This window comes from Halomonas sp. HL-93, from assembly GCF_900086985.1.
GTDB lineage: Bacteria > Pseudomonadota > Gammaproteobacteria > Pseudomonadales > Halomonadaceae > Vreelandella.
Window position 1 is genome coordinate 3,475,446 of record NZ_LT593974.1, and the last position, 17,117, is coordinate 3,492,562.

Here is a 17,117-nt window from a genome sequence, read left to right on the forward strand (position 1 = left end):
CTTAGCTAGCAATTCATCCAAAAAATAATCTCGGCAATAGGTGAGATGCTGCAACTTCAAGGGACGCATAAGTCCATATGTATGACGCTAAGAGCAAAACTGATAAACGGGATAGTACGGGTAGGCAGCACCTTCAAGAATATCTGTCCCAGCATTAACCATTAGGTAACCAGCAGCCTGGCTTGCCCCAGTGAGCATATGAGACCCCTGGCCACCCGCGAGCTGGGCAATGGGTGCCCCATCTGCCCACTCAAGCACCACCCGCAACCACTCACATCGCCCACGTGGGCCTCGACGTGTAAATCCTGCCGTTACCGGGTAATGCTCCAAAGGCTCTATCTGCCTGTTCTGCATAGCGTGAACAAATGGTCGTCCCAATAGCTGCCACCCCACCAGCGACGCAACAGGATTGCCCGGCAAGGCAATTAATGGTGTGGGTGACGACGGAGCTGAACCTAGATAGCCAAATGCAAAGGGTTTTCCCGGTTTTATCGCGACACCATGAAAATGCAGGCCTCCTCGCTGCTCAATAACGGTACGAACATGATCTTCTTCTCCCACCGATATGCCACCGGTGCAAATAACCAAATCAGCGTTTGCTTGAGCTTGGGAAAATGTTTGGTGCAGTAAGCGGGGGGAATCAGAAACGATGCCCAAATCCACTACCTGGCAATTTGTCTGCATGAGTAGCACATTGAGCATCGCACGATTACTGTCATATACCTGCCCTGGCGAGCGCTCAACTCCGGTTTCGATCAGTTCATCACCCGTTGAGAACATGGCAACGCGAAGGCGCCTATTAACCGCAATGTTATGAATACCGTGACTTACCAATAGGGCAATCGCAGGCGCATCAAGATAACTACCTTGAGGCAGTAACGTACTACCGGCTCTGGTTTCTTCACCTTGCTTGCGAATATTCGCCCCTGGCTCAGGTACACCATCAATGTGGATATGTCCTTGAAGGTCGACTGTCACCCGCTCTTGGGGAATCACCGCATCGGCTCCGAGAGGGACTGGCGCGCCGGTAAAGATGCGCGCGCACCCGCCCTCAGGTAACGCAAAAACGCCAGCCCCAGCAGGAACCCGCAGCATGACAGGCAATCCACCCCGTTGATGGACAGCCTGATAGTCCAACGTTCGAAGTGCATAGCCATCCATGGCGCTATTGTCGACACCCGGCATATCCAGCGGTGCGACGACAGGCTTCGCCAATACCCGACCAAAGGCGTCGGCAAGAGAAATGCGCTCAGGCTCTTTAGGTGGGGCAGCCGCCTTGATGAGCTGCTGCCGAGCGGCAAACACTTCGATCAGACGGTTAGTTACTCTATCAGTACAGCCGCAATTCATAGCCTCTCCGCTCAGTGCAAACGCCATTATTTTTACCTATTGCATTAGTGCGTTGCCGGTTTCTTCATCCATGGCGATGCCGGTTACTCCGATGTCGCTTTCAAGGGCCAGTAGGTAATGCCGCAGGCCGCGCCGGGTCGCCTGTTCGTACAAGCTAAGGCGTACCTGGTCGGCCACGTCCGCGTAAGGTAATGGCTGCCCTTCCTGCCGCTTGTCCACCATGACAAGGTGCCAGCCGTAACGCGATGCGATAGGCCGCTCATGCAAGCCTTCCGGTAGGTGCTTCAGCGCACGGTCAAGCTCCGCCACCGTTTGCCCTGGCAGCAACCAACCCAACTCACCACCTTGCTCGTTGGAGGTGCAGGCAGAATACCGCATGGCACATTCGGTAAAGCGTTCCGGATGCTGCTTAAGTGTGTCAAGTAGACTGACGCCCTGGTGGTACTGCGCATCGCGCGCCTGGGCATCGTCGGGGGCAGCGGCTAGCAGAACATGCCGCACGTTAAGCTGGGTGGGCTCGCAAAAGCGTTCGGGGTGAAGCGCGTAGAAGCGTTCACAGTCTGCATCTGTAGGCTCCGGCACCACCAGCTCTTTTTCGAGCAGCTCGGCAATCACCTGATCGTCGGCATCGCCGCCCTGGTCGATGAGGCCCAGCATCTCAGCACGCTGGCGTAACAACTCTTTGACGACCAGTGCGCGTGCGGCTTTTACCTGCGCACTACCTGCCGAATCCGCCGGGTGATACTGCATTTCGCTGGCAATGTCGCTTTCCGCAATATCCTGGCCGCCCACACTAATCGGTGTGGACGCCTCTGCGCCGGGCAGCTGTTCAATATCGATCATTTGCATGTTGACGACTCCTTAACCCCGTTTGCGCACAAGTTGATAACGGCGAGTGAGATAGCTAAAAGGGGCACTCCAGACGTGAACGAGGCGCGTGAAGGGAAAGACCAGGATAATCGTCAAGCCGACCAGAATGTGCAGCTTGTAGATGAAGCCCACGCCTTCGAGATAACTGGCAGCGCCGCCCTGGAAGAAAACAACCGCCTGCGCCCAGTGAGCCAGTTGAATCATCACCCCGCCATCAAGGTGGTTCATTGCCGGAATAATCGTCAGCAAACCGAGTGACACCTGCACGACCAGCAGCAAAATCATGAACGTGTCCATGGGGCTTGAAGACGCGCGAACGCGTGCATTAGTAAGACGCCTATAGGCCAGCATGGCACCGCCCACCAAGCACATAACCCCGGCAATACCGCCCACTACAATGGCGATGATTTGCTTTGTGCCCGCGCTCATAAAAGGGGCGTAGACCCAGTGCGGGGTCAATAGCCCTACCAGATGGCCAAAAAAGATGGTGATGATACCGATGTGGAACAAGTTGCTCGCCAGACGCATATTTTTTGACGATAGCATTTGGCTTGAGCCGGTTTTCCAGGTGTATTGGCCGTGATCAAAGCGCAGCAGGCTGCCAAGCAAAAAGACGGTGCCGGCAAGGTATGGATAGTAGCCATAGATCAGTTGATGAAGGTAGTCGCTAACCATGGGAGTTCTCCTTTAGCGCTCTGTTAGGCTGGACGCGGCAGAAACACTGCTGGGCATGATGGTAATAGGGTCGCTGGGTACCGACTTTTTGCGCTCCACCAGGCGGCGCCCTTCGGCAGATTGCAGCGCGCAGTCCTGGTCAGAGTCTGCTGAAAAACGCACTGCCTCCTCTTCCCATACGGCGTCCAATGCTTCCGGCGTGTCATCAGGCGCTTCTGCGCTCACTTCGTCACGGTGGGCGTGGACGTTTTGTTCTGCGCCGATCAGCGCTAATAGCGCATACGGCACTAACGCATGATCCGCATCACGCGCTTCCATACGCGCCGTCAGCAGGGCCAGGATGTGTTGAATCTCGCCTAACCAGCGGGCGATCTCTCCTTCGGACCGTGTCGACAGGTATTCCAGAAAGAGCGGTAAATAGTCGGGCAATTCCCGGGCGTCCAACTCGAACCCGGCGGCCTGGTACTCGTTCATCAAGTCCACCATGGCCTGCCCTCGGTCGCGCGACTCACCATGCACGTGTTCGAACAGCAGCAGTGAGGTTGCACGGCCTTTATCAAACAGCGCGACATACTCCGCTTGCAGCTCCAGCAGGTCGGCATCTGCAATCCGCTGACACCAGGTCATCAACTGTTGACGCAATGGGGCACGCCAGCGTTTTTCAGCGTCCAGCAGGTCGATCATCTCACCCGTCGCCTGCTGTAGCTCGGTGGTGGGGTAATCCAGCAGCCGCGCCAGCACACGCAGGCTCAACATGCCCTGCTGAACGGGTGGGATGATATTTTCAGCAACGTTACCCATGGCGCGCATCCTCTTGCTGAGCTTGTGGGTCGTAGGTTTCCACCGGCTTTACCAAGGTCGTGGTGGTCGAACGGCCATTGAACAGGCTTGCTGAGCTTTCGCCATGGCAACCGTCACCGAAACTGAAGCCGCAACCGCCCCGTTCAGGGAAAGCATCCGTTGCCATCTCACGATGGCTGGTGGGAATCACAAAACGATCTTCGTAGTCTGCGATTGCCAGGTAGCGGTACATGTCTTCTACTTGTGCTTCGGTGAGGCCGACCGCATCCAGCACCTCGCTATTAACGCTACCTTCCACGTGCTTGCCGCGCATGTAGACACGCATGGCCATTAAGCGTTTTAGGGCCAACACAACGGGCGCTTCCTCGCCGGCGGTAAGCATGTTGGCAAGGTATTGGACGGGGATGCGCAGCGACTCGATCTTGGGCAGTACGCCGTCAAACTCGACCTTTCCGGCCTCAGCAGCCGACTGAATGGGCGACAGCGGCGGCACGTACCAGACCATGGGCAAGGTGCGGTACTCAGGGTGCAGCGGCAGTGCCAGCCCCCAGTCCATCGCCAGCTTATACACAGGGGATTCCTGCGCCGCCTTGATGACGTTATCGGCAATACCGTCTTGTTTTGCCTGAGCAATCACCTCGGGGTCATGAGGATCCAGGAATATCTCCCGCTGACGGTGGTAAAGGTCCTGCTCGCTGGGGGCACTGGCGACTTCTTCAATGCGATCGGCGTCGTAAAGCAGTACCCCTAGATAGCGAATACGGCCTACGCAGGTTTCCGAGCAAACCGTCGGCTGACCGGACTCGATACGCGGGTAGCAGAAGATACACTTTTCGGATTTTCCGCTCTTCCAGTTGTAATAGATCTTCTTATACGGACAGCCGGAGATACACATCCGCCAGCCGCGGCATTTGTCCTGATCAATCAGTACAATGCCGTCTTCTTCGCGCTTGTAGATCGCTCCGCTCGGGCAGCTCGCCACACAGGTCGGGTTCAAGCAGTGCTCGCACAGACGTGGCAGATACATCATGAAGGTGTTTTCAAACTGGCCGTAAATGTCAGCTTGCACCTGTTCGAAATTAACGTCTTTACGCCGCTTGGCAAACTCAGTGCCTAGAATTTCTTCCCAGTTGGGCCCCCACTCAATTTTGTTCATCCGTTTGCCAGAGATCAGCGAACGCGGGCGGGCGACCGGCTGGTGATCACCCTGCTTGGCGGTATGCAGGTGCTGGTAATCAAAATCGAACGGTTCGTAATAGTCGTCGACTTCGGGCAGGTCCGGGTTGGCGAAGATGTTGGCCAACACACGCCATTTGCCTCCGATACGCGGCTCTATTTTGCCGTCGCGGCGGCGCATCCAACCGCCCTTCCATTTGGCTTGGTTTTCCCACTCTTTTGGGTAACCAATACCGGGCTTGGTCTCGACGTTGTTGAACCAGGCGTACTCAACGCCTTCGCGGCTCGTCCAGACATTTTTGCAAGTGACGGAACAGGTGTGGCAGCCGATGCATTTGTCGAGATTCAAGACCATGCCGACTTGCGAGCGAATCTTCATTTCACGGCCTCCTGGACGGTGTCGTTATTTTCGCCATCGAGCCAATCGATATGCTTCATTTTGCGCACCAGCACGAACTCATCGCGGTTGGAGCCCACCGTGCCGTAGTAGTTGAAGCTATAGGAAAGCTGCGCATAGCCACCGATCATGTGGGTGGGTTTGGGACACACGCGGGTCACCGAGTTGTGAATACCGCCACGGGTACCGGTGATTTCAGAACCGGGCACGTTCACTTGGCGCTCCTGGGCGTGATACATCATCACCGTGCCCGTTTTGACGCGCTGGCTGACCACGGCGCGGGCGGCAATCGAGCCGTTGGCGTTGTAGACTTCAAGCCAGTCGTTGTCTTCGATGCCGATTTCGCCGGCATCCGTTTCGGAGAGCCATACCACCGGGCCGCCGCGGTTCAGCGTCAGCATGAGCAGGTTATCGGAGTAGGTGGAGTGGATCCCCCACTTCTGGTGCGGCGTCAGGAAGTTCAGCGCCTTGCTCTTGAAGCCGTTGTCTTCGGGAAGCTGGAAGTTTTCCGCTGCCTTGGTATTGATCGGCGGGCGATAGACCAACAGGCTCTCGCCGAAGTCTCGCATCCAGGGGTGATCCTGATAGAACTGCTGACGACCGCTTACCGTGCGCCAGGGAATCAACTCGTGGACGTTGGTGTAACCGGCGTTATAGGAAACGTGCTCGTCTTCCAGGCCAGACCAGGTGGGGCTTGAGATAATCTTGCGCGGCTGGGCGACGATATCGCGGAAACGAATTTTCTCCTCTGCCTTGGGCCGCGCCAAGTGGGTGTGGTCGAGACCGGTAATCTTGCCAAGCGCGCCCCAGGCCTTAACCGCCACCTGACCGTTGGTTTCTGGCGCAAGTGTCAGCACGGTTTCAGCGGCGTCTATCGCAGACTCAATACACGGCCGCCCTTTCGAGGAGCCTGTAAGCTTGCGTTTATTGAGCTTACCCAGTAGTTCTACTTCAGAATCGGTGTTCCAGCTTATGCCTTTGCCACCATTTCCGAGTTTCTCAAGCGCCGGGCCCAGCGAAGTAAAGCGCTCATAAGTCTCGGGATAATTGCGCTGAACTTCCATTAGCGCCGGCATCGTTTTCCCAGGGATAGGGGCGCATTCGCCTTTCTTCCAATCGTTCACGTTAACCTGGGCCAGCTCGCCAGGGGAGTCATGCTGCATAGGGAGTGTAACCAGGTCGGTCTCTTCCCCCAGGTGGCCCACGCAAGCTTTCGAAAATGCTTTAGCGATGCCCTTGTAAATATCCCAGTCACTACGCGACTCCCATGCAGGATCGGTCGCTGCCGTTAACGGGTGGATAAACGGGTGCATATCCGAGGTGTTGAGGTCGTTTTTCTCGTACCAGGTCGCCGTGGGCAGCACGATGTCTGAATACAGGCAGGTGGTCGACATGCGGAAATCCAGCGTTACCAGCAGATCGAGCTTGCCTTCCGGTGCCTCATCGTGCCATGTCACTTCTTCGGGTTTCTGGCCGCCGAAATCGCCCAGATCTTTGCCTTGAATACCGTGGCGCGTGCCCAGCAGGTACTTCAGCATGTATTCATGCCCCTTGCCGGAGCTGCCAAGCAGGTTGGAGCGCCAGATAAACATATTGCGCGGGAAGTTCTGCGGGTTGTCCGGGTCTTCGGCAGCAAAGGACAGCGCACCTTTTTTCAACTGCTCGACGACGTAATCTTTGCTCGACATGCCCGCGGCTTTAGCCGCCTGGGCGATATGCAGCGGATTGGTCGACAGCTGTGGCGCAGAAGGTAGCCAGCCCATGCGCTCGGCACGCACGTTGTAATCGATCAGGCTGCCAGTATGCCGCGAGGTATCCGCCAGGGGCGACAGGATCTCCTTGATCTCCAGCTTTTCGTAGCGCCACTGGGAGGAATGGTTGTAGAAGAAGGAAGTGGAGTTCATGTGGCGTGGCGGGCGTGTCCAGTCTAGGCCGAAGGCTAGCGGTAGCCAACCGGTCTGTGGGCGCAGCTTTTCCTGGCCGACGTAGTGCGCCCAGCCGCCGCCGCTTTGGCCAATACAGCCGCACATCACCAGCATGTTGATCAGGCCGCGGTAGTTCATGTCCATGTGGTACCAGTGGTTCATACCGGCACCCACAATGATCATGCTGCGGCCATTGGTTTTATGGGCGTTGTCAGCAAATTCTCGGGCAATGCGCGTGGCTTGCTCAGCGGAGACCCCGGTGATCTTCTCTTGCCATGCAGGCGTATACGGCTTGATCTGATCATAAGATGTGGCTCCGTCGTCTTCGCCCGGCTTGCCGAACCCTCGGTCGATCCCGTAGTTGGCACACATCAGGTCGAAAACGGTCACCGCCAGCACGTCGTTGCCGTCGGCTTTGCTCAGTCGCTTGGCGGGCAGGCAATGGTATAAAAGGTCACCATTGTCACCGGCCACGTGGTCGAAGTGCTCGTGCTCGATACCGCCGAAATACGGGAACGCCACGCGGGCCACGGCGTCGTGCTGGCTGGCAAGGCTAAGCAAGGGCTTGATCTCCCCTCCTTCCGCATCAAGGGGTTCCAGGTTCCACTTGCCCTGGTTGGCTTCGTCTTCGCCCCACCGAAAACCAATCGAGCCCCGCGGCACCACTAGCTGATGGCGGGTTTCATCCCACACCAGCGTTTTCCACTCGGGGTTATTGCTCTGCCCCAGGTTGTCGGCAAAGTCGCTGGCGCGTAGCTGGCGGCCGGGTACCAACGTGCCGTCGGCGCGCTGCTCCAGCTCCACCAGACATGGCATATCGGTATAGCGCCGCACATAATCCGTAAAGTAGGCGCTGGGGTTTTCCAGGTGAAACTCCTTGAGAATCACATGCCCCATGGCCATGGCAAGCGCCGCATCGGTGCCCTGCTTGGCAGATAACCACTCATCGGTGAGCTTGGAGACTTCCGCATAGTCCGGCGTGATGGAGACGGTCTTGGTGCCCTTGTAGCGTACTTCGGTAAAAAAGTGCGCATCCGGCGTGCGGGTTTGGGGTACGTTGGAGCCCCAGGCAATGATGTAGCCAGAGTTGTACCAGTCGGCGGACTCGGGCACATCGGTCTGCTCGCCCCAGGTCATCGGCGAGGCAGGTGGTAAATCGCAGTACCAGTCGTAGAAGCTCATGCACACACCGCCAATCAGCGACAGGTAGCGGCTGCCTGCGGCATAGCTGACCATCGACATGGCGGGAATCGGCGAAAAACCGATAATACGGTCAGGACCAAACTGTTTAGCGGTGTACACGTTAGACGCCGCGATCAGCTCGTTAAGCTCGTCCCAGTCAGCCCGCACAAAGCCGCCCATGCCGCGTGCCCGCTTGTACTCTTTGGTCTTGGCTGGATCACTGACGATGGACGCCCAGGCTTCTACCGGATCTTTGTTTTCTTCCAACGCGTCACGCCACAGCTTAAGCAAGGGCTTTCTTATCAGCGGGTACTTCAAGCGGTTGGCGCTGTACATGTACCAGGAGTAGCTGGCCCCACGGGGGCAGCCGCGAGGCTCATGGTTGGGCAGATCGGGGCGGGTGCGCGGGTAATCGGTCTGCTGGGTTTCCCAGGTGACCAAGCCATTTTTGACGTAAATTTTCCAGCTGCAAGAGCCTGTGCAGTTAACCCCGTGCGTTGATCGCACGACTTTATCGTGCTGCCAGCGTCGACGATAACTGTCTTCCCATTGGCGGTCCTCCTGGCGGACTTCGCCATGCTCATCGGCAAAGGGCTCTCGCGCTTTGCGAAAAAAGTTCAGCCGGTCAATGAAATGACTCATGGTCGATCTCCAGGCTTTTCAAAGGAAAGCAATGTGCCTGGTGAAAGGCACCTTGGAGATCGATTCTGGGTGATTAAAACGCCAATATCTGCCCGGTTACCTCCATATAACCCACCTCTACCTCTTAGGTGATAGATGGCCGACATCACTGGGGATAGACGCCCGAAATGGCTTGCTGATAACGGCTTTTATCAGCAACCCTTGCGGATAAGCACGCACGTTTAAACCGCGAGCAATAAGCGCCGTAATTCCATAAAACGTCCTGTCTTAATAGGTGCCACCATGGCCGTTCCCTCCCTTTCCCAACGCTTACCGCTGATGCGTCTGGCGTTTCGACCTTTCTTTTGGTTTGGCGCGTTATTCAGTGTACTCGCCATGCTCGTATGGCTTGGCTTTTGGCACGGGAATGTTTGGCTCTCGCCCCATGGTGGAATGTTGTGGTGGCACCAACATGAAATGCTGTTTGGTTTTGGCAGCGCCATTATCGCGGGTTTTTTACTGACAGCCGTACAAAACTGGACAGGCCGGCCTAGCCTTTCTGGCTGGCCACTACTGGCTTTGTTGATCATTTGGCTGACCGCACGGATTCTTATTGCCTTCGCCTACCTGCCTGGATGGCTAATCCTGCTAGTGGATGCGGCGTTTTTACCGCTAGTGGCACTGGCCATGGCGAAACGCGTCATTGCCGTTCGCATGTGGCGCAACCTGATGTTCGTTCCAGTGCTCCTGGCGTTAGCCGTCGCCAATATCTCGATGCACATGGCTGTTATCAATCCCGGCGCTATCAACAACAGCGCGCTTTTCATACGTGAAGCAAGCCATTTTGCCATGCTGGTTATTACCCTGCTTATGGTGCTGCTGGGCGGGCGTATGATTCCATTTTTTACATCCCGAAAATTGGGATTTGACCAGCCAGCGCGCTATCGCCTACTGGAGCTAGCCAGCATCGGCACCCTGGCGGCAATCGTCATCTTGCAGGCGGTGAGCCTACTTAGTGATCTACGCGCCAATAAGCTGATGGCGGCGCTAATGTTGATAGCTGCCGTGAGCAATGCCTGGCGCTTAAGCCATTGGCAAGGATGGAGAAGCTTTCGGGAACCACTTCTTTGGGGGCTACATGCCAGCTACGCATTTATCCCTTTAGGGCTAGTAATGTGGGCTTGGCAATTGATATCGGGGCAGCACGTCGAAAGCGCCCTTCATGCGCTAGCCATTGGCAGTATGGGCACCATGATCTTGGCGATGATGGCAAGAGTCTCACTCGGCCACACCGGCCGCCCTATCCAAACATTACCTGGTATAGGGGTAGCGCTGACTGTACTACTTTTAGCGGCGCTGCTTCGCTCGGTGTGGCTGGTGTTATTTCCTTACTCAAACCAATGGGTGTACAGCATCGTGATCATCGCCTGGTGCATTAGCTATTTGATATTTCTGCTGCACTATACCGTACCGCTTTTCACTGCCCGGGCTGACGGCAACGATGGTTAAGGAGATCGATGGTGGTTGGCCATTAAGCGACAGGAGAACAACGTGGTAGAACATTATGTATTACTTAAGCATCTTCATATCTCGGCGGCCTATGCAACCCTGGCTTTTTTTATCCTGCGAGCATATTGGTCAGTGCAAGAACGACGAGTGCTTCAGGCGCAGTGGGTCAAAGTAGTGCCCCACATTATTGATACGGCTCTGCTGGCATTGGGAGTTACGCTTGCCGTTACGCTCAACTTTTGGCCACTACCGGGCTGGCTAAGCGCTAAAATTGCCGCGTTGGTGATCTACATTTTGCTGGGCACGGTCGCCATCAAGCGTGGCAAAACGCCAAAGATACGCGCCGGAGCGGCGGTTGCCGCGGTCATCGTGTTTATCTATATCCTGGCTGTCGCGACACACCGTACGCCGTTCTTTTAAGCTACAGAGAGATCAGGCCTGGTTAGAGAAGAGACTAGCGCGGAGTGCCAGGGTCAACATGCGCCCAGCAAGGTGGTGAAGAAGGTTCGCTATCAAGCCTATCCTCTTTCGCAAGCGCAGCGAGCAGTTGCTCTCTCAGCACCGGGAGGTGCGAAGCCTCAATACGACGGCTAGCCGTGAGCAGCGTTAATGTGCCTTCGCGGGCATAACGCATTAGCGGTAGTAGGGCATCCGGATGCTCCGCTAACTCCATGCGGTACTGCTCTATAAAGTCAGCCAGGCTGATGGTCTGCTGGTGATAGCGACGACGTAGCTCCGTCGAGGGTGACGCATCCCGGTACCATTCTATTAGCTCAAGCGCGCTACGTGGCTTACCGCGAGGCCACAGCCGGTCTACCAAAACACGGGCACCATCACTTTCCTCAATAGGCGCATATACGCGCTTCAATTCAATCTGATACATCGGATCCTCCCATTGAGCGCTACCGAGACAGGGGGCAAAAAAAGCGGCGCCAATGCGTCAACATCCATCGCTAAGCTTTGTTCCCCCAGGCAGGAAAGGCCATATCCTTTTGCAGGAGCTGAAGCTCTGGCTGATGCTCCGCGGCAATTTGGCTCACCAACTCTGCTCCTTTTGCGGTCAGGTGCACTTCTATCTGACGCCGATCCTCACGCCCCTGGCAGCGTTCCACCAGCTCAAGCTGCTCACAGCGATTGATTAACGCTACCGTGCCGTGATGTTTGGACTGTAACCGGTCTGCCAACTCGCCAACGGTTGCCCAATTGCGCCCGCGAAAGCCCTGTAAGTGCAACAACAATTGATACTGCAGTGGGGTCAACCCGTACCGACGGCAGATATCTTCACTATGGCGTAAAAAACAGCGTAGCTGATACCGAAACTGCGAAAGACACTCAAAAGCATGTTTATCGAGCCTGTATTCTTGGTCCATGGTGCCTACCCACTCCTTATCGTACGTAATACTGTCGGCTTGACAGCCAGCTTGACGACATCTAAATATAAAATATCACTGCATGATATAAATAACCAAACGTCGTTAGTACGATTAGGGTGGGAGAGAAAAATGAAACCATTAACGTGGATGAAAATGCCGTTTAGCCATGAGATTGGCTGGCGAGACCTGAAAGAACGCGCACCCTCGATTCCGGCGCTGGCATGGTGCGTGGTGTTGCCGATGTCTCTATTGCCTCCCGTCATGGTCTACTTTGCAGGCACCCATTACGGCGATAACTTCATGATGGGATTTGCAGACCGGGAGTGGCGGTTTATTACCACTATTTTGTTCCTGGCTGAATTGCTTACTTTTTTTGTAATGGGCTGGATTATTCATGCTGTCGTTAATGGAACCGAGCAACTATCCATCAGTTATCAAGATGCCTACTTGCTTGCTGCATTGGCCCCATTGCCCCTATGGTTGTCTGCGCTCGCACTCTGGGTACCCAACCTGATATTCAACGTTTTGGTGGCTCTCACTGCGCTGGGTATTTCATGTAGCTTGATTTACCAGGGACTACAGGCGCTTTGCACGCGCAAGGACTATGATGTAGCCACCATTTCCGCTACATATACCATCATGTCGGCCGGCATTCTTGGCTGGGGTGTTTTGCTAGCCGTTATTTGGGCGTATTAAAGCAACGGTCTCATCTTTCTTCGCTTTTCGTTATATTTCCCCCCATAAGAAGTAATATACTTACTACAATTGATTTCGTTAGACGATCAACTCGCCAAGCCTTTCTTCAACCCTCTGGGAGCGACATGAAGCTTTTACGACGTTCGCTTGTTGCCCGCATGGTGGCATTTTTGCTGGTGATTAGCGGCATGGCGATTGCCAGCATGAGCTTTACGATTGTCATTGCCAAAAGCAGCCAGGGAGACGCCGCTGCCATTAATATGGCGGGGTCGCTGCGGTTGAATAGCGCACAACTGATTGAAGCCCTGCAGCGTGCTCCCCGCAATGAGCAACGTAACCAAGAGGTTGACCAACTAATGGAACGGCTTTCCTCACGCTTGAACAGCCCAGCGCTAAATACTCGGCCGCGCCTTATGCGCGATGAAAGCAGCAAAGATCGCTTGGAAACACTAAAACAGCAATGGCGACAAACGGTGGTGCCTCTCATCGAGACAGCGACAAACGGCAACGCAGCTGATAGCCAACAGGCCAGGACGTCCTTGAACCGCTTTATTGATGATATTGATCGTTTTGTATCTCAACTAGAAACAGGCGCTGAATCCAGGGTCAATCTACTAAGCACAATACAGGCGCTGTTTTTAGCACTCATCGTTCCCTTACTTGCCATGGCGCTGTATGACATGCGGCAACACTTGGTGATACCGCTTCGCCAGTTGATGGTATTGAGCCGAGAGGCGGGAAGGCGCAACTTTCATTACCGTACAAACTTTGGTGGTGGTGATGAACTGGGAAGACTCGGACGCACCTTTGACCAGATGTCCGCCGAGCTAAGCGTCAGCTATCACGAATTAGAACAGCGTGTATCCCATAAGCAAGCAGAGCTTGAACGCCATAATCGCGCCTTACAAATCATTCATAATGGCATCCGCATGCTCTATGGTGGGGGCAATGACCTATGTGCCAGCGCCGCTCCAATGCTGCGTGAACTTGAAACACTGCTTGAACTCGGCCCCATTGTGCTTTCGCTTCACAGCGAGCATGACGATAGCGACATGGAAATTCTGGCTACCCACTCCGCCGAGCGCCCCCTCTTTTGCCGAGATTTAGCATGCTTTGCCTGTCTGGAAGACGCATCTCACAGGAGTCATAAGATTGGCCACGACAATGAAGCGCTGGTTCACCCAGTGGCGATTGGTCAACAAACGCTGGGCTATCTCACCGTCGGCTATGCTACGCCACCCAGTGCCTCGACGCGGCAGCTTCTTAATACCCTTACCGATCACCTTGCGACTGCGATTTATCTACAACAGCGCATTGAAGAGCAACAACAATTGTCGCTAATTAAAGAGCGCACCATTATCGCCCGGGAACTGCATGACTCTCTAGCGCAGTCGCTCTCTTACCTCAAAATGCAGGTTACCCGGCTTGAACGCATGCAAGCCAAGCAGTTCCCTGTTGAGCAACAAAACAGCGTGATGGGGGACTTACGCGAAGGGCTCAACAGTGCATACCGTCAGCTTCGGGAGCTTTTGGGGACCTTCCGTCTTAGTCTGGACAAGCCGGGTCTCCATCCAGCGCTGCAACAAACCGTCGATGAGTTTAGCGCAAGGCTGGGCTTTTCTGTCGGTTTGACCTATCAGGTACCTCCACATCTGCTGAGCGCCAACGAAGAGGTACATCTGCTGCAGGTTACTCGTGAAGCGCTCGCCAATACGTTCAAGCACGCCCAGGCCCATTCGGCGCAGGTGAGCTTAACTTTCCATCAGGCGGCACTGACACTTGCTATCGAAGACGACGGTATTGGTCTAGAAGACGACCGTTCGCCTCCTATGCATTATGGGTTAATTATCATGCGCGACCGGGCCAAAAATATTAATGCCACTCTCAGCGTTAAAAATCGCCCAGAAGGCGGAACCGGTGTCTATCTAACGTTTACCCCACAGACTGAACGTCTGATTGAGGAAAGGAGTGCCTAAGAATGCCTAGCGAGGTTCATCATCAAACTGCCACCATTATCGTCATTGACGACCACCCACTGCTGCGCCGTGGCGTTCGCCAACTGCTAGACATTGAGGACGACCTGTCATTGATTTTGGACACTGGCTCTCCCCGTGAAGGCGTTGAACAGGCCATTAAACTTGAGCCGGATATGGTGCTGTTAGACTTGAACATGCCGGATATAAACGGGCTGGAAACGCTCAAACACCTGCGTGACGCAGGCTATACGGGGCGCGTAATTATGTACACCGTGTCAGATCAGCAAGACGATGTGGTCGATGCGCTGCGCGGCGGTGCCGACGGCTATCTACTCAAAGACATGGAACCGGAAGATATGGTCCATCAGCTTCGTCAAGCCGCTAAAGGCCGAATGGCGATCAGCGAGGGGCTAACCACCCTACTGGCTGAAGCCCTGCGCAATCAGCGTTCAGCGCCTGCTGCGCCTGGGGTGGAGACACTTACCCAGCGTGAAAAGGAAATCCTACGAGAGCTCGCAGCTGGCATGTCTAACAAATTGGTTGCTCGCAAGCTCGACATTACCGAAGGCACGGTCAAAGTCCACGTTAAGCATTTATTGAAAAAACTGCACCTGCGCTCTCGGGTCGAAGCGGCTGTATGGGCCGTTCAAGAAGGGCTCGATAAGTAGCAAACTCACAACTCTGTGTAGATACTCCTAAAAATCTGCTGACGCAGGCCAACCATGTTTCGCCACCCATCTTAGTATTTAAATTTCATTTTATTCAGTCACTTAATACAAATTACCTTATACCTAATAAGAGGTATGAGGACGTATTAGGCGCATTTTCCCCCTGTTTCTCCCCTCTCAGCCAGCGCGTATCTTTCGCTTAAAGACGCAGTCCCTTTTGTCGAAAGAGGTACACAATGGCCAGAAAAAATGCCGATATTGAACGCTGGGATATTGAAGACCCTGACTTTTGGGAAAAAGAAGGCAAGCGGATTGCTAATCGCAATTTATGGATTTCCATTCCAAGCCTGCTGTTAGGCTTCGCGGTATGGATGATGTGGGGCATGATCACCACCCAGATGCAGAACCTGGGCTTTCCTTTCTCCAATGACCAGCTGTTTACCCTGACCGCAACCGCTGGCTTGGCGGGGGCAACACTCCGGATTCCCGCTTCCTTCATGCTGCGCCTGGCAGGGGGGCGCAATACTATTTTTCTCACTACCGCATTACTGATGATCCCAGCGGCCGGTACTGGCTTTGCGCTAATGAATCCTGACACCCCCTTTTGGGTGTTTCAGTCGTTGGCGCTGCTCTCGGGCATCGGTGGCGGTAATTTTGCTTGTTCGATGAGCAATATTTCCAGTTTTTACCCAAAGCATCAGCAAGGCTACGCCTTGGGCATGAATGCTGGCTTAGGCAACTTTGGCGTTACCACCATGCAGATACTGGTCCCTCTGGTGATGACCGTTAGCCTATTTGGAGCAATCGCCGGTGGGCCAATGGAGCTGCAAAGTACCAGCGGCACGTTGATCGGACGCATTGAAGCAGGCACAAACACCTGGATACAAAATGCAGGGTTTGTCTGGCTACTATTTTTGATTCCATTGGCTTTTGCAGGTTGGTTTGGCATGAACAACCTGCGTCCTATTAGCCCTAATCCCGGCACTCCGCTACAGGCGTTCGGCAAAATTCTGGGGCTTTATGGGGTGGGCGTTCTCTCCACCTTGATAGGGTTGGTTGCACTTAATTGGCTAAATATGTGGCTCGCGCTGCCGCTGACTATCGTCATTACCCTTGCGCTACTTCGATTACTGCCAGGTGAGGAAATCAAACCCAATATCCAAAAGCAATTTGCGATCTTTCGCGACAAGCACACCTGGTCGATGACGCTGCTCTACATTCTGACCTTTGGCTCCTTTATTGGCTTCTCTTCGGCACTACCTCTCTCTATCACTATCATTTTCGGCAGTATGGTTGATACCGCGGCGGATGGCAGTGTTTCTCGCATCGCTAACCCTGACGCACCCAGCGCGCTCACATGGTCATGGATTGGCCCTTTCGTGGGGGCGCTGGTACGCCCCATCGGCGGCTGGATCGCCGATAAATTCGGTGGATCATTGGTCACGCAAATCATTACCGTGGTGATGGTATTCGGCTCTGTTGCGGCAGGTTACGTGATGATGCTGGCCTACAATGCTGCCGATCCAAACCAGTACTTCTGGCTATTTATGCTGCTGTTTATGGTGTTGTTTACGGCGAGCGGCATTGGAAACGGTTCAACCTTTCGCAGTATCGGTTTTATCTTCGATGCCCAGAAAAAAGGCCCTGTGCTGGGCTGGACCGCCGCTGTTGCCGGCTATGGCTCTTTTATCGCGCCGGTGGTGTTAGGCGATCAAATCCGCGCGGGCACCCCTGAACTTGCCATGTACGGGTTTGCTGTCTTTTATCTTGTTTGCTTGGTGATTAACTGGTGGTTCTATCTGCGCAAAAGCGCCTACGTCAAAAACCCATAACGGCGTTCCTCCGCTTCAGCATCACGCTCAAACGGCAACGCTCAACTCTCGGGCTTTTGGCTCGGA

14 protein-coding genes are annotated in these 17,117 nt (G+C 54.6%); 6 read left to right on the forward strand and 8 right to left on the reverse strand.

What is annotated here, in order from left to right:
• Positions 1 to 87: 87 nt before the first annotated feature.
• Genes GA0071314_RS16090 through GA0071314_RS16115 form a run of 6 tightly spaced genes read right to left on the reverse strand, consistent with a single transcriptional unit; the run spans position 88 to position 9,018 of the window.
• Entirely contained in the window at positions 88 to 1,377 is a 1,290-nt protein-coding gene (locus tag GA0071314_RS16090) for a molybdopterin molybdotransferase MoeA (protein ID WP_231896472.1), read from the reverse strand.
• 9 nt (positions 1,378 to 1,386) lie between these two features.
• Positions 1,387 to 2,199 (reverse strand): peptidylprolyl isomerase, encoded by an 813-nt coding sequence (locus GA0071314_RS16095; protein WP_074397578.1) that lies wholly within the window; start codon positions 2,197 to 2,199, stop codon positions 1,387 to 1,389.
• Positions 2,200 to 2,211: 12 nt separating this feature from the next.
• Positions 2,212 to 2,895 carry a respiratory nitrate reductase subunit gamma gene (gene narI / locus GA0071314_RS16100; RefSeq protein WP_074397579.1) on the reverse strand — a complete coding sequence of 228 codons (684 nt, stop codon included), beginning with the start codon at positions 2,893 to 2,895 and terminating at the stop codon, positions 2,212 to 2,214.
• A 12-nt stretch (positions 2,896 to 2,907) separates the two neighbouring features.
• On the reverse strand, positions 2,908 to 3,696 hold the full coding sequence (gene narJ / locus GA0071314_RS16105; RefSeq protein ID WP_074397580.1) for a nitrate reductase molybdenum cofactor assembly chaperone: 789 nt from the start codon (positions 3,694 to 3,696) through the stop codon (positions 2,908 to 2,910).
• Positions 3,689 to 5,251, reverse strand: coding sequence for a nitrate reductase subunit beta (narH, locus tag GA0071314_RS16110; RefSeq protein WP_074397581.1), 1,563 nt, complete (start codon positions 5,249 to 5,251; stop codon positions 3,689 to 3,691). The genes narJ and narH overlap by 8 nt, the downstream gene beginning before the upstream one ends.
• Complete coding sequence (locus GA0071314_RS16115) at positions 5,248 to 9,018, reverse strand: nitrate reductase subunit alpha (RefSeq protein ID WP_074397582.1); 3,771 nt, start codon at positions 9,016 to 9,018, stop codon at positions 5,248 to 5,250. The genes narH and GA0071314_RS16115 overlap by 4 nt, the downstream gene beginning before the upstream one ends.
• Positions 9,019 to 9,300: 282 nt before the next feature.
• Between GA0071314_RS16115 and GA0071314_RS16120 the strand changes: the two genes are divergently transcribed.
• Both GA0071314_RS16120 and GA0071314_RS16125 read left to right on the forward strand, forming a co-directional pair.
• A complete protein-coding gene (locus GA0071314_RS16120; protein ID WP_074397583.1) occupies positions 9,301 to 10,506 on the forward strand; it encodes an NnrS family protein in 1,206 nt (401 codons plus the stop codon).
• 42 nt (positions 10,507 to 10,548) lie between these two features.
• Positions 10,549 to 10,926, forward strand: a complete 378-nt coding sequence (locus tag GA0071314_RS16125) for a SirB2 family protein (RefSeq protein ID WP_074398570.1) — start codon at positions 10,549 to 10,551, stop codon at positions 10,924 to 10,926.
• Between the two features lie 34 nt (positions 10,927 to 10,960).
• On the opposite strand, the gene GA0071314_RS16130 is transcribed toward GA0071314_RS16125, so the two are convergent.
• Together GA0071314_RS16130 and GA0071314_RS16135 are read right to left on the reverse strand one after the other, a co-directional pair.
• Positions 10,961 to 11,389: a DUF488 domain-containing protein gene (locus tag GA0071314_RS16130; protein WP_074397584.1), complete on the reverse strand. Its 429-nt coding sequence runs from the start codon at positions 11,387 to 11,389 to the stop codon at positions 10,961 to 10,963.
• A 70-nt stretch (positions 11,390 to 11,459) separates the two neighbouring features.
• Positions 11,460 to 11,876 (reverse strand): MarR family transcriptional regulator, encoded by a 417-nt coding sequence (locus GA0071314_RS16135; protein ID WP_074397585.1) that lies wholly within the window; start codon positions 11,874 to 11,876, stop codon positions 11,460 to 11,462.
• A 132-nt stretch (positions 11,877 to 12,008) separates the two neighbouring features.
• Between GA0071314_RS16135 and GA0071314_RS16140 the strand changes: the two genes are divergently transcribed.
• The 4 genes from GA0071314_RS16140 (at position 12,009) to GA0071314_RS16155 (ending at position 17,051) form a co-directional block, all read left to right on the forward strand.
• Entirely contained in the window at positions 12,009 to 12,575 is a 567-nt protein-coding gene (locus GA0071314_RS16140) for a YIP1 family protein (RefSeq protein WP_074397586.1), read from the forward strand.
• A 125-nt stretch (positions 12,576 to 12,700) separates the two neighbouring features.
• The gene (locus GA0071314_RS16145) at positions 12,701 to 14,551 is read left to right on the forward strand and encodes a histidine kinase (protein WP_074397587.1); all 1,851 of its coding nucleotides are present in this window, start codon (positions 12,701 to 12,703) and stop codon (positions 14,549 to 14,551) included.
• A gap of 2 nt (positions 14,552 to 14,553) precedes the next feature.
• Positions 14,554 to 15,219 carry a two-component system response regulator NarL gene (gene narL / locus GA0071314_RS16150; RefSeq protein ID WP_074397588.1) on the forward strand — a complete coding sequence of 222 codons (666 nt, stop codon included), beginning with the start codon at positions 14,554 to 14,556 and terminating at the stop codon, positions 15,217 to 15,219.
• A 236-nt stretch (positions 15,220 to 15,455) separates the two neighbouring features.
• On the forward strand, positions 15,456 to 17,051 hold the full coding sequence (locus tag GA0071314_RS16155; protein ID WP_074397589.1) for an antiporter: 1,596 nt from the start codon (positions 15,456 to 15,458) through the stop codon (positions 17,049 to 17,051).
• The last annotated feature ends 66 nt before the right edge of the window (positions 17,052 to 17,117 follow it).

Coding starts and splice junctions, on each gene's coding strand:
- narL (WP_074397588.1), top strand. CDS start 14,554: ATGCCTAGCGAGGTTCATCATCAAACTGCCACCATTATCGTCATTGAC.
- GA0071314_RS16145 (WP_074397587.1), top strand. CDS start 12,701: ATGAAGCTTTTACGACGTTCGCTTGTTGCCCGCATGGTGGCATTTTTG.
- GA0071314_RS16140 (WP_074397586.1), top strand. CDS start 12,009: ATGAAACCATTAACGTGGATGAAAATGCCGTTTAGCCATGAGATTGGC.
- GA0071314_RS16155 (WP_074397589.1), top strand. CDS start 15,456: ATGGCCAGAAAAAATGCCGATATTGAACGCTGGGATATTGAAGACCCT.
- GA0071314_RS16135 (WP_074397585.1), bottom strand. CDS start 11,876: ATGGACCAAGAATACAGGCTCGATAAACATGCTTTTGAGTGTCTTTCG.
- GA0071314_RS16120 (WP_074397583.1), top strand. CDS start 9,301: ATGGCCGTTCCCTCCCTTTCCCAACGCTTACCGCTGATGCGTCTGGCG.
- narJ (WP_074397580.1), bottom strand. CDS start 3,696: ATGGGTAACGTTGCTGAAAATATCATCCCACCCGTTCAGCAGGGCATG.
- GA0071314_RS16130 (WP_074397584.1), bottom strand. CDS start 11,389: ATGTATCAGATTGAATTGAAGCGCGTATATGCGCCTATTGAGGAAAGT.
- GA0071314_RS16115 (WP_074397582.1), bottom strand. CDS start 9,018: ATGAGTCATTTCATTGACCGGCTGAACTTTTTTCGCAAAGCGCGAGAG.
- GA0071314_RS16095 (WP_074397578.1), bottom strand. CDS start 2,199: ATGCAAATGATCGATATTGAACAGCTGCCCGGCGCAGAGGCGTCCACA.
- narI (WP_074397579.1), bottom strand. CDS start 2,895: ATGGTTAGCGACTACCTTCATCAACTGATCTATGGCTACTATCCATAC.
- GA0071314_RS16090 (WP_231896472.1), bottom strand. CDS start 1,377: ATGGCGTTTGCACTGAGCGGAGAGGCTATGAATTGCGGCTGTACTGAT.
- narH (WP_074397581.1), bottom strand. CDS start 5,251: ATGAAGATTCGCTCGCAAGTCGGCATGGTCTTGAATCTCGACAAATGC.